This window comes from Streptomyces sp. NPDC056883, from assembly GCF_042788835.1.
GTDB classification, from domain to species: domain Bacteria; phylum Actinomycetota; class Actinomycetes; order Streptomycetales; family Streptomycetaceae; genus Streptomyces; species Streptomyces stoeckheimensis.
In genome coordinates this window covers 229,226-243,259 of the sequence record NZ_JBHUBS010000007.1, presented here as the reverse complement: position 1 = coordinate 243,259, position 14,034 = coordinate 229,226, and the positions used below count along the sequence as shown (strand labels likewise).

At 71.7% G+C, this 14,034-nt stretch carries 6 protein-coding genes; all 6 read right to left on the bottom strand.

Annotated features, from left to right (window positions below; genetic code table 11):
• Window positions 1–69: 69 nt before the first annotated feature.
• The 6 genes from ACFRU2_RS19815 to ACFRU2_RS19790 are packed head-to-tail and all read right to left on the bottom strand — an operon-like array spanning window position 70 to window position 14,033.
• Window positions 70–1,614 (bottom strand): AMP-binding protein, encoded by a 1,545-nt coding sequence (locus ACFRU2_RS19815; RefSeq protein ID WP_382973681.1) that lies wholly within the window; start codon window positions 1,612–1,614, stop codon window positions 70–72.
• Window positions 1,615–1,639: 25 nt separating this feature from the next.
• A complete protein-coding gene (locus ACFRU2_RS19810; protein ID WP_382973679.1) occupies window positions 1,640–2,296 on the bottom strand; it encodes an FMN-binding negative transcriptional regulator in 657 nt (218 codons plus the stop codon).
• A 2-nt stretch (window positions 2,297–2,298) separates the two neighbouring features.
• The gene (locus tag ACFRU2_RS19805) at window positions 2,299–3,591 is read right to left on the bottom strand and encodes a lysine N(6)-hydroxylase/L-ornithine N(5)-oxygenase family protein (protein WP_382973676.1); all 1,293 of its coding nucleotides are present in this window, start codon (window positions 3,589–3,591) and stop codon (window positions 2,299–2,301) included.
• Between the two features lie 22 nt (window positions 3,592–3,613).
• Window positions 3,614–3,970, bottom strand: coding sequence for a nuclear transport factor 2 family protein (locus ACFRU2_RS19800; protein ID WP_382973673.1), 357 nt, complete (start codon window positions 3,968–3,970; stop codon window positions 3,614–3,616).
• Between the two features lie 7 nt (window positions 3,971–3,977).
• A complete protein-coding gene (locus ACFRU2_RS19795) occupies window positions 3,978–4,196 on the bottom strand; it encodes an MbtH family protein (RefSeq protein ID WP_382973671.1) in 219 nt (72 codons plus the stop codon).
• 27 nt (window positions 4,197–4,223) lie between these two features.
• Entirely contained in the window at window positions 4,224–14,033 is a 9,810-nt protein-coding gene (locus tag ACFRU2_RS19790; protein ID WP_382973670.1) for an amino acid adenylation domain-containing protein, read from the bottom strand.
• Window position 14,034: the final 1 nt, after the last annotated feature.

Sequence of the window (14,034 nt, the reverse complement as noted above, 5' to 3'; positions counted from 1 at the left end):
TTTCGCGGCGCGGCGTCGAGGATGCGAAGAGGGCGGAGCGGATGAAGAAGACGGAGAGGACGGAGAGGACTACAGACTGCTCGCGAGGAGGTCTTTTCCGATCCGCTGGCGGTCGATCTTCCCGCTCGCGGTACGCGGCAGTGCCTCGACCACGGTGATCGACACCGGCACGGCCGGGGCGGGCAGTACCTCGCCGAGCCGTCGCAGGAGCTCGCCGGTGTCGGCGGGCGGTGCGTCCTCTTCGACGGTGATCACGGCGCGGAGGGTGCGGGAGCCTTCGGCCGTTTCGACGGCGACACAGGCGGCTTCGACCACGCCGGACTGTTCGAGCAGCCAGACGTCGACCTCCAGCAGGTTGACGCGGAAGCCGCGGATCTTGACGTCGTGGTCGCGCCTGCTCAGGAACTGCAGCACGCCGTCGTCGAGCCGGACCAGGTCGCCTGTGCGGAACGCCCGGGTGTGGCCCTGAGGGGACGGGTCGATGGTGACGAAGCGTTCCGCGTTGAGCTGCTCCTGGTTGAGGTAGCCGAGCGACAACGGCAGGCCTGCCACGAGCAGTTCGCCCACTTCGGGCTCGGCCGGGTCCACGGCGTCGATCAGGAGCTCGCACCCCGGCAGGGGGGTGCCGATCGGAGGCAGCGCCGGCCAGGTCGAGGGGGAACCGGTGAGGGTGTGGGCCGTGACCATCGCCGACTCGCTCTGGCCGTAGTGGTTGTTGAGCCGGCAGGCCGGCAGCCGCTCGAAGAACTCACGGATCGGGCCGGTGCAGACGAACTGCTCGCCGGCCGTGTTGATCTCCGCGAGGGCCAGGTGGTCCAGGGAGTCCTCCGCCGAGGCCGCGACGGCGAGCATGTTGAGGGCGAGGTAGGGCAGGAAGAGCCGCTCGATCCGGTTCTCGCCCAGCCAGTCCAGCAGGGAGAAGGCGTCCCGCCGCAGCTTCTCGGGCACGATGACGAGGGTGCCTCCCCCGCAGAGCGTGCCGAGGACCTCCTGGAAGCAGACGTCGAAGTTGAGGGGTGCGAACTGACCGGTGCGCAGGTCGCGCCGGACCGAGTGCTCCGTCTGCCATGCGGCCATGCCGTCCAGGCAACTGTGCGGAATGCTCACGCCCTTCGGCCACCCCGTGGTGCCGGAGGTGTAGATGACGTAGACGGGGAGGTCGGGGCGGCACGCGACCGGTCGCCACGGGAGGTCAGCCGGCACCGATCCCGGCTCCGGGATCCGGACCAGGGTCGCCGAGGTCTCGAACCCGGGCTCGTCCCCGGTGTACAGCAGCACCTTGGCGGCGCTGTCGTTCAGCATGTGGGCGAGGCGCTGCACCGGGTACTCCGGGTCGAGCGGGACGTACGTGGCGCCGATCGCGACCGTGCCGAGGAAGGCGGCGACCACCGCGGCGCTCCGCGGGCCGGTCACGGCCACGCGGTCCTCCGGGCCGATCCCCTGGGCGACGAGGAGTTCGGCCACCGCTCCCGCCCAGTCCCGGAGCCGGGCGTAGGTGAACTCGGTGTCCCCCTCGACGACGGCCACCGCGTCGGGCCGTTCGGACACGACCTCCAGGAACGAATCGAGCAGGCAGTTCGGGGTGGCAGGTCCACCCCACAGGTTCAAGGGCACGGAGGTCACGGCGCCTTTCGGGGTATCAAGCGGCATGGTCGCCGTCGAGGTAGAACTCGCGCATCAGCTGTCCGAGGTCGCGGCTGGGCCCGGCATCGGCCGTGCTGAACCGCTCGGAGACCCGGCTGCGGACCTCCGGCTCCTTCTCCTGGCTGAGTTTGAACATGCCGTCGGCCGACTCCACCTCGAAACGGAAGCCGCCGACGGCCGTTCCGATCCGGGCGAAGTAGTCGAGCGAGCCGTCCATCTGCCAGCCGTCACCGTGGGCCGCCTCGTAGGCGGCGACCGTCAACTGCACGACATCGAGGGTCTCCTCCATGCTCTGGAGCAGCCGCAGCTTGCCCTGCACGTGTACCGAGACGAAGTTCCAGGTCGGCGCCGCCGGCGTGGTCCGGTAGAGGGTGGGGGTGATGTATCCGTGCGGCCCGGTGAAGATGAGCTGGGCGCCGGCGCCGTCGCTCAGGGAGTCCCAGTGCGAGTTGGCCTTGTTCATGTGCCCCAGCAGCGTGGCACCCTCGGGGCCCCCGGTTCCCGAGGCGTCCTCGGGCGAGAAGATCACCGGCAGGTGCGTGGCGTACGGCACCTGGTCCCCGTTGGTGATCAGGGTGGCCAGGGGGTAGCGCCGGATGATGCGGCGGAGCCAGCCGCGGTCTTCGGGCTGATAGATGGACGGTACGTACATGACTATCCCTTGAGGATGGAAGCGGCGATCTCTCCGGAGCGGACCGCGGTGTTGGACAGGAGGCCGGCGGCGAGACCGTGGGAGTGCTCCGTGCTCGCGCCCTGGAGGTAGATCCCGCAGCGGACCGCGTCCGACGTCGTGACGCGGTAGTCCCGCCCCACCACGAGCCGGCCCTCACCGTCCCGCTTGCAATCGGCGAGCAGTTCCCCGAGGAGGGGCAGCGGGTCGCTCGGGCGGTAGCCGGTGGCGTAGACGACCACGTCCGCGTCGATGACCCGGGACGAGTCGCCCGCGAGGGAGTCGACGGTCACGCGCACGCCGCCCGGGTGTTCCTCCACGGCGGTGGCCCGCGCGGTGTTGATCATGTTGAACCTGCGGGTCCCCAGGACCTTCTCCTGGTAGACGCGACGGTAGAGCTCTTGCGACAGATCGAGGTCGACCACCGAGTAGTTGGTGTTGCCGTGGTAGTCGATCAGCGTCTGCTTCACGTCCTGGGGCGCGGAGTAGAACTGGCCCACGGCGTCCGGGTCGAAGATGCCGTTCACGAACGGACTGTCGTCGGCGACGCTGTACCCGTAGCGCGAGAGCACGGCGTTGACCTCGGCGTCGGGGAAGGTGCGGTGCAGGTAGTCGGCGGCTTCGGCGGCGCTCTGCCCGGAGCCGACGACCACGAAGGTGCGGGGCGTACGGGTCAGGGCGGCCGCGCGGTGCAGCAGTCGGGAGCTGTGCCAGATGCGGTCGCTCTCCACGACCCCTGCCGGCATCCTGGGCGAGAGTCCCGCGCCGATCACCACGTTGCGGGCGCGGCTCACGACGGTCGGGGCGGCGTCGGGAGACGTACGGGCGAGGATGTCGAGGTATTCCACCGCACCGTTCTCGACCACCGGGCGGATTCCGGTGATATCGGATGCGTACGACACCACCGAGGTGAACTGTTCGGCGACCCATTCCAGGTAGTCGTGGAACTCGACCCGGAGCGGGAACAGCGTCTTGCCGTTGATGAATTCGGCCATCCGGTCCTTCGCCTTGAGGTAGGAGACGAAGGTGTAGGCGCTGACGGGATTGCGCATCGTCGCAAGGTCCTTCAGGAAGGAGACCTGCATGGTCGCACCTTCCATCAGCATGCCACGGTGCCAGCCGAACTCCTGCTGCCGCTCGAAGAACCGCATGCCGATGGCGGTGTTTCCCGCATTCGATCCTGCCGATTCTTCCAGGGCGATCGCGAGGGCGAGGTTCGAAGGGCCGAATCCGACCCCGACGACATCCTCCGTGCGCGGTCCTGACCGTGCAGTCATGCTGTGGACTTCCTTCCCGTGTTCATATCGCCCGATCGGCGAAGTAGGTGTACCGGCGCCATATCTTCCCGCCGCGGAAGAGGTGGAAGTCCGCCCAGTTGACGGACACTTCCTCGGAACTCTTCAGCCGGCCGGTGAACACTCCGCGGGCGGCCACCCAGTTTCCGTTCTCCACGATCGAGGCCACCTCGTGCCGACCGGAATCGATGATCCTGTCGGCCAGATAGAAGCGTTTGAATTCGTCCATTCCGACGATCGTTTCGGTGCCGCCACGCTCGTAGATCAGGTCTTCGCAGAACATGTCGAAGACCGCCTCGTAGTCGGCCGCGTCCACACGTTCGTAGTATTCACGGACCGCATTCTCACGACTCGCTGCCATGTTCCCGCTACTTCTCGTGGAGGGCCATGGCGCGGATCAGCGACGTGGGGCGCAGATCGGTCCAGTGTTCGTCGACGTAGTCGAGGCACGCCGCCCGGTCGGCCTCGCCGAAGACGGTCGTCCAGCCGGCCGGGATGTCCGCGAAGGCCGGCCAGAGGGAGTGCTGGCCCTCGTCGTTGGTCAGCACGACGTACACGCCGTCTTCCTTCTCGAACGGGTTGCTCATGGTGTTCTCGCCTTCTGGTCGTTCTTGTCAGTTCGTTTCGCCGCGCAGGGCGGCGGCGACGATTTTTCCGATACGGGCGATCATGCGCGGCTGGGTCATTCCACCGTGATCGCAGTCGAGATCGTGGTTGTCGATGCGACCGTCGACGTGCGGGCCCCAGGCGTCGTGTCCGAATGACTTCTCGGTTCGCCCTTGCAGTGCGGTGAAGAAGAGCATGTCACCACGGAAACGGTCGGGTTCGAAGATGCGAAGCTGCCTCATGCTGTTCAGGCAGATTTCCTTTACCGCTTCCAGGTGGGATTCTTGCAGCTCACCCAGGACGCCGCCTTCTCGGCGGATCGTCTCCATCAGCAGATTACCCTGGAGCAATTCGCCCTTGGTGTGATCGAGTTCCCGCATCACGACCTGGAACAGCGCCGGGAGCACTTCGTCCTCGGGCACGTGGAACATCGCCTCGTCCTGGACCGGGAATGCGTCCATGAGGGCCAGGAGTGCGACTTCTTCGCCCTGCCGCTGCAATTCGGTGGCCATGGCGTAGGCCAGATGCCCGCCGAATGACCAGCCCAGCAGATGATAGGGGCCGTTCGGCTGGACCTTTCGGATCCTGTCCACGTACTCGACGGCGGATTCCGCTATGTCCTCGGGAAGCCGGCCGTCATCGGCCAGCCGCGGGGATTGGAGACCGTATATCGGTCGATCCTTTCCCACATGCGGAACGAGCCCAGAATAGCACCAGCTCAGACCACCGGCCGGATGCATGCAGAAAAGGGGCGGGAGTTCGCCGCTGGTGCGCAAAGGAAGAAGGACGTCAAAGGCATCGTGATGCGCGACCTCGTCCAGCTGTCCGGCCAGCGCGGCGGGCGTGGGGTTCTCGAAGAGGTGGCGCAGCGAGAGGTCCGCACCGAGCGCCACACGCACCTTGCCCATGAGGCGGGTCGCGGCGAACGAGTGGCCTCCGAGTTCGAAGAAGTCGTCCTCCAGACCTACCCGGTCCACTCCGAGCACCTCGGCGAACAGCTCGCACAGGATCTGCTCCCGCGCCGTTCGGGGTGTGCGGTCGCTGCGGCCGCCACCGGAGTCGGGTACCGGCAACACCGCCCGGTCCAGGGCGCCTTCCTCGTCGAGGGGAAGGCGGTCCACGACCATGAGGACCTCCGGCACGAGGTACTCCGGCAGGAGGCCGCGCGCCGTCTCCCGGACGCTGCTCACGAGACCGTCCCGGGCGCCCGCGCCGTCCTCGGGGACCACGTACCCGACGAGGCGCCGGACTCCGGCCGCGTCCGTCCGTGCGGCCACGGCCGCGCCGGCGACCCCCGGGGTCCGGGCGAGTACCGATTCGACCTCGGCGGGCTCGACCCGCATGCCCCGGACGTGCGTCCGGTCGTCCGTACGCCCGATGAACTCGAGCACGTTCCCGCTTCCCCAGCGGACCAGGTCACCGGTGCGGTGCATCCGCGCGCCCGGGGGGCCCGAGGGATCGGCCACGAAGCGCTCGGCGGTCTCGCCCGGCACGCCGTGATAGCCGCGGGCCACCCCGGGGCCCGCCACGTAGAGCTCTCCGGGAACGCCCCGCGGGACGGGGCGCAGCCGCGCATCCAGCACGTGCACCCGGCGGCCGGCGAGCGGACGGCCCATCGGCACCGACCGGCCGGACACGGGCCCGTCGCCGGACACCGGCCCGTCGCCAGGCACCGGCCCGTCGTTCGGCACCTGGTGCGTGACGGGGCCCGCGGCCTCCGCCAGGCCGTAGCCGTGGGCGACCGTCGTCCCCGGGCAGGCGGCCGCGACCCTCTCCACGGCTTCCGCCGAGAGCACGCCGCCGCCCGCCGCCACGTACGGGACCTCCGCGAGCAGGTCGGGCCGCCGCTCCGCGACGAGCTCGAACTCCTCCGCCGACATCACCAGTCGCTCGACCGGGGTGCCGGCCGGCAGGGCCGTCAGGGCATCGACGGCCGTGTCGCCTGCGGGCGCCACCGTCAGCCGTCCGCCGGAGAGCAGGGGTGCCCACCATTGCGCCGTCGGTCCCGCTTGCACGTGCGCGGGGAGGAGGATCGTCCGGCCCCGGTGCGTCACCGGACCCCCGTCCGTGACGGGGCCCGCCATGTCGCGGTGGGTGAAGGCGATGCCCTTGGGCCCCGCCGTCCCCGACACGTACCGCACGCAGGCGAGCCGGTCCGGCTCGACCACGAGCCCGAGGTCGGCCGTACGGCCGCCGTCCGCCTCGTCGTCGATGAGCAGCTCCGGCGGGTTCGCCGTACCGTCCGTCCCGGTACCGGGCCGGTCGACGAGTACCAGCCGGGCGTCCGCCGCCGTGAGGACGGCCTGCCATCGGGGCGCCGGAGCGGACCCGGCCAGGGTCACGTACGCGCCTCCCGCCTTGGCCACCGCCACCGCGGCCGCCATCAGGTCCAGGGGCCGCTCCAGGCGCAGGGCGACCCGGGCTTCCGCCGTCACGCCGGCCTCGACGAGCCGGTGGGCCAGGCGATTGGCCCGTGCGTTCAGCTCCGCGTACGTCAGGGTCGCGCCGTCGGCCTCCACGGCCACCGCCGAGGGGGTCAGCGCCACCTGTCGCTCGAAGAGCGCGGCCAGGCCGTCGGCCGGGGCCGGCGCCTGCGTGCCGCTGCCGGTGCCACTTCCACTGCCCGTGCCGGCCGCGAGGAGTTCCTCGCGCTCGCCCGGGACCAGCACCTCGTACCGTCCGATCGGCAGCGCCGGGTCCGCCACCGCCGCCGCCAGCAGCCGCTCCAGGCGCATGCCCAGCGTGGCCACGTCCTCGCGGTCGAAGAGGTCCGTGGCGAACTCGACGAATCCGGCCACTCCTTCGAGGGTTCCGTCGGCGGAGAGCTGCTCCCGGAAGAAGAAGGAGAGGTCGAACTTGGCGGTGTGCGTCCCCATGGGCTCCACCGCCATGCCCAGGCCGGCGAGCTCGAAGTCGGGGGTGACCATGTTCTGCAGCACCAACAGCACCTGGAACAAAGGCTGATGGGCCTGCGACCGGATGGGATTGAGCGCTTCCACGAGCCGCTCGAAGGGCACGTCCTGATGTGCGTGCGCGGCCAGGTCCGTGTCGCGGACCCGCTCCAGCAGCTCCAGGAAGCCGGGATCGCCCGAGGTGTCCGTACGCAGCACCAGGGTGTTCGCGAAGAACCCCACCAGGTCGTGCAGCGCCTCGTCGGTCCGGCCGGCGACGGGGGTGCCGATCGGGATGTCGGTTCCGGCCCCCATCCGGGTCAGCAGGGCGGCGAGCGCGGCCTGCAGGATCATGAACAGGCTCGTGCCGGTCTCCCGCGCCAGCCCGAGCAGCCCCGCGTGCAGTTCGGGCGACAGGCTCAGGTCCAGCATGTCGCCCCGGTAGCTCGCCACGGGAGGCCTGGGGCGTGCCGCCGGCAGCCGCAGGCTCTCGGGCACACCGGCCAGCGCGTCCCTCCAGTACGCGAGTTGGCGCGCGGCACGACTGCCGGGGTCGCTCTCGTCGCCGAGGAACTCGTCCTGCCAGAGGGTGTAGTCGGCGTACTGCACGGGGAGCGGGTCCCACTGCGGCGCCTCGCCGGCCGTCCGGGCCCGGTAGGCCTCGGCCAGGTCGCGGGCCAGCGGAGCGAGGGAGGATCCGTCGCCGGCGATGTGATGGATGAGGAGGGTCAGGACGTGGTCGTCCGGCGCGAGTGCGAACAGGCTGGTCCGCACGGGCGGGGTGGTGGCGAGGTCGAAGGAGTGGGACACCGCGTCCGCGAGCAGGCCCGGCAGGGCGTCGGCGGTCGTGTGCACCGTGTGCAGCCCGCCCCAGGCGTCGGAGACGTCCAGGACCTGCTGGCAGGGGACGCCGTCGGTCTCGGGGAAGACCGTGCGCAGGCTCTCGTGCCGCTCGGTCACCCCGCGCAGGGCGGCTGCCAGGGCCTCCCGGTCCAGTGCCCCGGACAGCCGCAGCACCAGCGGGATGTTGTAGGTGGGGCTGGGGCCTTCGATCCGGTGCAGCAGCCACATGCGGCGCTGCGCGAAGGAGAGCGGAACGGTCTCCGGTCGCCGTACGGGACGCAGCGCGGGCGGCGCTTCGTCCGCCTCGTCCAGCCGCGCCACCAGTCCGGCGACGGTGGGGGCGTCGAAGAGGAGCCGGATCGCCAGGTCCACGCCGAAGGTGGCGCGGATCCGTGCCGTCAGACGGGTCGCGAGCAGCGAGTGCCCGCCCAGGAGGAAGAAGTCGTCGTCGATGCCGACGCCCTCCCGGCCGAGGACCTCGGCGAACAGGGCGCAGAGGATCTCCTCGCGGGGTGTGCGGGCCTGCCGGCCGGCCGGCCGCTCCTGCGGGGCGGGGACCGGAAGGGCCTTGCGGTCGAGTTTGCCGCTGGCGGTCGACGGGAGCGCGTCCAGGACGACGAACGCGGCCGGCACCATGTGGCCGGGGAGGCCTCCGGCCGCCCGGGCGCGCAGTTCCGCCGGGTCGAGCGGCTCCGACGCGGAGCGGCGGGCCACGTACGCCACGAGGCGCTGGTCACCCGGCGGGTCCTCGCGGAGGACCACCACGGCCTGGGCCACCCTCGGGTCCTGCTCCAGCACGGCTTCGATCTCGCCGGGCTCGATGCGGAATCCCCTGAGCTTCAGCTGGTGGTCGGCGCGCCCGGCGAACTCCAGTTGGCCGCCGGCCGTCCAGCGCGCCATGTCTCCCGTGCGGTACATGCGGGAGCCTGCCGGGCCGAAGGGGTCGGCGACGAAGCGTTCGGCGGTCAGTGCGGAGCGGTGCAGGTAGCCGCGGGCGAGACCGGAGCCGGCGATGTACAGCTCGCCCACCACGTTGGCGGGCACCGGCTGGAGTGCGGAGTCCAGGACGTAGACGCGGCTGCCCGGAACGGGGCGGCCGATCGGGGGCGCTCCGGCGCCGGCCAGCGGCTCGCTCATCGTGGCGGCCACGGTGGACTCGGTGGGTCCGTAGGCGTTGATCATCCTGCGGCCCCGCGACCACCTCGCCACGAGGGCCGGGGAGCACGCGTCGCCGCCGACCACGAGGGTGGCGAGCGAGGGCAGTTCGCACTCCGGCATGCTCGCCAGGGCGGCCGGGGAGATGAACGCGTGACTGACGGCCTGTCCGGCCAGCAGCTCGGCCAGTTCGCGGCCCGCCAGCGGACCGTGCGGCGCGACGACGAGGGTCGCCCCCGCGGCGAAGGCCATGCAGATCTCCAGCACCGACGCGTCGAAACTGGGTGACGCGAGCTGGAGGACCCGGCTCGCCGGCTCGACGCGGAATCGCTCCACCTCGGCGGCGGCGAAGGCGGCGATGCCCGAGTGGGTGACCAGGACGCCCTTCGGCCGGCCCGTGGAGCCCGAGGTGTAGATCACGTAGGCCGGGGTGGCCGGCCCGGTCTCCACGGCCGGGTCCTGCGCCGGGTACCCGGCCAGGGCCTGACGGCACTCCGCGAGGTCCAGCAGCCCCGGGAACCCGAGCACCGCGGGGGGCACGTATCCGGTGCCGGTGTCCGCGACGACGTGGGCGGGAGCGGCGTCGGACAGCATGAAGGCGATCCGGTCGTCCGGGTAGTCGGGGTCGACCGGGAGGTAGGAGGCTCCGGTCTTGAGCACGGCCAGTACGGCCACGATGAGCTCGGCGGAGCGGGGCAGCGCGAGGGCGACGATCCGCTCCGGACCCACGCCCCGTGCGAGCAGCAGGTGCGCCATGCGGTTGGCGGCGGCGTTCAGTTCCGCGTACGAGTACGCGTCCTCGCCGGACACCAGAGCGGTCGCGGCGGGCGTTGCGGCGACGTGCCGTTCGAAGATCGTGTGCAGGCGGGTGGCCGGCACCGGCTCGCCGGTTTCGTTCCACTCCCCCAGGATCTGCAGGCGTTCGGCCGGGGCGACCACCTCGACCTGGCTGAGGGGCAGGTCCGGCTCGTCCGTGACGGCGGTGAGCAGTCGCACGAAACGCTCGCCGATGCGCCGCGCGGTCTCCTCGTCGAACAGGTCGGTGCTGTACTGGATCCAGCCCTCGACGCCTGCGGCCTTGCCCTCCTCGGTCCGGTTCTCGCTGAGGTGCACCGAGAGTTCGAACTGGGAGAGTCCGAGGTCGACCGGTTCCAGGCGGGCGTCCGCCCCGGGCAGCCGGAAGACCGGCCGGGTGTTGTTCTGGAAGGCCAGCATGACCTGGACGAGGGGCTGGTACGAGGACGTGCGCGCCGGGTTGAGCGCTTCCACGAGCCGCTCGAAGGGCAGGTCCTGGTGCGCGTAGGCGGCCAGGTCGGCAGCCCGTACACGCTTGATCAACTCACGGAAGCCGGGGTCGCCGGAGGTGTCCGTACGCAGGACGAGCGTGTTGACGAAGAGCCCCACCAGGTCGTCCAGGGCGTCGTCGGTGCGGCCGGCGATCGGGCTGCCGACGGGGATGTCCGTACCCGCCCCCAGACGGGTCAGCAGTGCCGCCAGACCGGCCTGGACCACCATGAACAGGCTGGCCCGGTTGCTGCGCGCCAGGTCCCACAGCTTCTGGTGGAGTCCGGCGTCGAGCCGGAAGGGCACCGCGTCCGCCCGGAAGCTCGCGACGGCGGGGCGCGGCCGGTCGGCGGGCAGGTTCAGGTTCTCCGGGAGGCCGTCCAGGGCCGTGGTCCAGAAGTCCAGTTGGCGGGCGAGCGGGCTGTCCGGGTCCGCCTCGTCCCCGAGCGTCCGGCGCTGCCACAGGGCGTAGTCGGCGTACTGGACCGGCAGCGGCGACCAGGACGGCGCGCGGCCGTCGCACCGGGCGGCGTACGCCTCGGCGAGGTCGTGCGCGAGCGGCGCGAGGGACCATCCGTCCCCGGCGATGTGGTGCAGGAGGAAGAGCAGGACGTGCTCCTGCGGGCCGGTCCGGAAGAGCGTGGGCAGCACCGGGGGCTCGGTGGCGAGGTCGAAGGTGTGCCGTGCGGCCTCGGCGAGGGCCCGGGGCAGTTCGGCTTCCGGGACGTCGGTGATGCGCAGGCGAGTGGGCAGGGCCTCGCGGCCCAGGACGACCTGATGGGGTCCGTCGGCCGTCTCGGGGAAGACCGTGCGCAGGCTCTCGTGGCGCTCCATGACGTCGAGGAGCGCCAGTTCCAGCGCCTCCGGGTCCAGGTGCCCGGACACCCTGAGGGCCGGCGCGATGTTGAGGGCGGGGTTGGCCCCGTCGAAGTGGTTGAGGAACCACAGGCGGCGCTGGGCGAAGGAAAGCGGTACGCGTTCGGGCCTCGTCGACGCCGTGAGGGGGTCGGCGGCCGACCGGCCGGTGCGGAGCACGTGCGCGAGGGCCGCCACCGTCGGTGCGTCGAACAGCGCGCGGACGTTGAGGTCCACGCCGAGGGTGGAACGGATGCGGCTGGTGAGCCGGGTGGCCAGGAGGGAGTGGCCGCCGAGGTCGAAGAAGTCCTCGTCGACACCGACCCGCGGCAGGCCGAGGACCTCGGCGAACAGGCCGCACAGGACCTCCTCCTGGGGGGTCCGCGGCGCGCGGCCCTCCCGGGGGACGGCGGACTGCGGCGATGCGGGCGCCGTCGTGTCCGTCGTGTCCGTCGTGGGTGCGGCCGCCGGATCGCCGGAGCGGCGTACGGGCTCCAGGGCTCCCGCGGACGTGCGGCGAACGAGCTCGCCGGTCCGGTACATCCGCTCGCCGGGAGCTCCGAAGGGGTCGCAGACGAAGCGTTCGGCCGTCAGACCGGCCCGGTGCGCATAGCCCCGTGCCAGTCGGGTTCCGCTCAGGTACACCTCGCCCACCGCGCCGGGCGGCACCGGCTGGAGGGCGTGGTCCAGCACGTGCGTCCGGATGTTCGGTGTGCGCCGTGCGGTCGGGGCGGCCCCGGTGGCCTCCGACCGTCCCCCGGAAGCCGGTGCCGGCAGGCCGGGCCGGGCCTCGATCGTTCCGCCGCTCATCAGCGCGGGGAAGAGCGCCAGCGGCGAGACGCCGGAGGTGAAGAGGTCGGGGACGCCGACGCCGGACCGGCGGGGGGCGTCCTGTACGAGGTCCACGACGTTGGTGTGGGGCAGCAGGACGCAGGAGCCGTCGGCGGAGGGCAGGATGCAGGCGGTGTTCGACGGCAGGAGCGGGCGGCGGCGATCGGCGTCCGCGAGGTCCGTCTCCGGGCCGGTCCGCAGCGCCGCGGCGTTCTCCGGGGAGTCCAGCACCACGGTCGCCAGCTCCGCGGGGAGCGTGAGCGCGGTGCTGGAGTCGACGAGGGCGCAGACGGGCCGGGCCTCGGCGAGGATCCGGGCGAGCCGGTCCTGCGGGGTGTCCGCCGCCAGGGGAAGGCACGCCGCTCCCGCCTTCAGCACGGCCAGCAGGGCCACGACGGTGTCGGCGGTCTTCGGCAGGGCGAGGGCCACGACGTCCTCCGGGCCGGCGCCGCGCCGGACGAGGAGGCGGGCGAGCCGGTTGGCCCGTACGTTCAGCTCGTCGAAGTCGATCCGTGCGTCACCGCCGGCGATGGCCACCGCCTCCGACGTGAGCCCGGCCTGCGTCTCGAACATCGCGGGAAGGGTGACCGGCTCGGTCTCGCGCGCCGTGTCCTGGTCCCCGCCGGGCGCCGTGGCGACGTCCCGGGGAGCGGACCGGCCGACCCGGCCGATCGCCTGGTGCGGGTCGCGGGCCACGCATTCCAGCATCTCCAGGAGACGGTGGGCGAGTTGCTCGGCCGTGTCCCGGCCGACGAGGTGGGGCTGGAAGTCCAGGCGTATGAGGAGGCTCTCGGCCGGAACCACGAGAAGGGTGAGCGGGTAGTGGGTCCCGTCGTGGGTCTGCACGCCTGCGATGCGCACCCCGCCGGTGTCGGCCTGGAGCGCGTCGGGGTCGCTGGGGTAGCTCTCGAAGGCGACGAGCGTATCGAAGAGCTCCCCGTGGCCCGCGAGTTGCTGGATCTCCGCGAGCCCGACGTGCTGGTGGTCCATGAGGGCGCTCTGCCGCTCCTGGAGGCGGGACAGCGCGCTCAGCACCGTCTCGTGCGCGCTGAAACCGACGCGCACCGGCAGGGTGTTGACGAAGAGGCCGATCATGCTCTCGACGTCGGGGACCTCGGGCGGACGGCCCGAGACGGTGGCTCCGAAGACCACGTCCTCCCGGCCGGTCATGCGGCCGATCAGGAGGCCCCAGACCCCCTGGAAGACCGTGTTCAGCGTCAGGCCGTTCCCTCGCGTCACGGCCGTCAGGGCGGAGGCGAGCGCCGGCGGCACCTCCAGCGTGACGCGCTCCGCGGCCACGGGCACCGAGTCCCGGGCCCGGGGGGCGACCAGCGTCGGACCCGTGAGCCCGCGGAAGGCCTCGCGCCAGGCGGTCTCGGCGCCGTCCCGGTCCCGCGCGGCCAGCCAGCTCACGAAGTCCCGGTAGGGGGCTGCCGGGCGCAGGGCCTTCTCGTCGCCGCCGTTGCGGTACAGGGCCAGCAGGTCGGCCATGAGCAGCGGCACCGACCAGCCGTCGATGAGGATGTGGTGGACGCTCAGGACGAGGCTGTACTTCTCCTCGTCGAGGCGGACCAGGGTGCAGCGCATCAGCGGCGGACGGGCGAGGTCGAACCGGCGGGCCCGGTCGGCCGCCCGTACGGCCGCGAGGGCCTCGGGGCGGGCGTCTTCGGGCGTGTCGCGCAGGTCGACCTCGGCCCACGGCAGCTCGCACCGGCGGGGGATCACCTGGACGGCCTGGCCGCGGCCGGTGATCCGGAAGCCGGCGCTCAGGTTGGGGTGCCGGCGCAGGAGCGCCTCGGCCGAGGTCCGCAGCGTGGACGCGTCGAGCGGCCCGTGCAGTTCGAAGGCGAACTGCACGAGGTAGAGGTCCGCGGCCTGGTCGTCGTAGAGGGCGTGGAAGAGGAAGCCCTCCTGCATGGGTGACAGCGGGAGAACGTCCTTCAGCCCTGACTGCTTCACG

What these genes read in the sequence shown, in the direction of transcription:
- ACFRU2_RS19795 (WP_382973671.1), bottom strand. Translation starts at nt 4,196, where the DNA reads ATGAGCAACCCGTTCGAGAAGGAAGACGGCGTGTACGTCGTGCTGACC.
- ACFRU2_RS19800 (WP_382973673.1), bottom strand. Translation starts at nt 3,970, where the DNA reads ATGGCAGCGAGTCGTGAGAATGCGGTCCGTGAATACTACGAACGTGTG.
- ACFRU2_RS19805 (WP_382973676.1), bottom strand. Translation starts at nt 3,591, where the DNA reads ATGACTGCACGGTCAGGACCGCGCACGGAGGATGTCGTCGGGGTCGGA.
- ACFRU2_RS19810 (WP_382973679.1), bottom strand. Translation starts at nt 2,296, where the DNA reads ATGTACGTACCGTCCATCTATCAGCCCGAAGACCGCGGCTGGCTCCGC.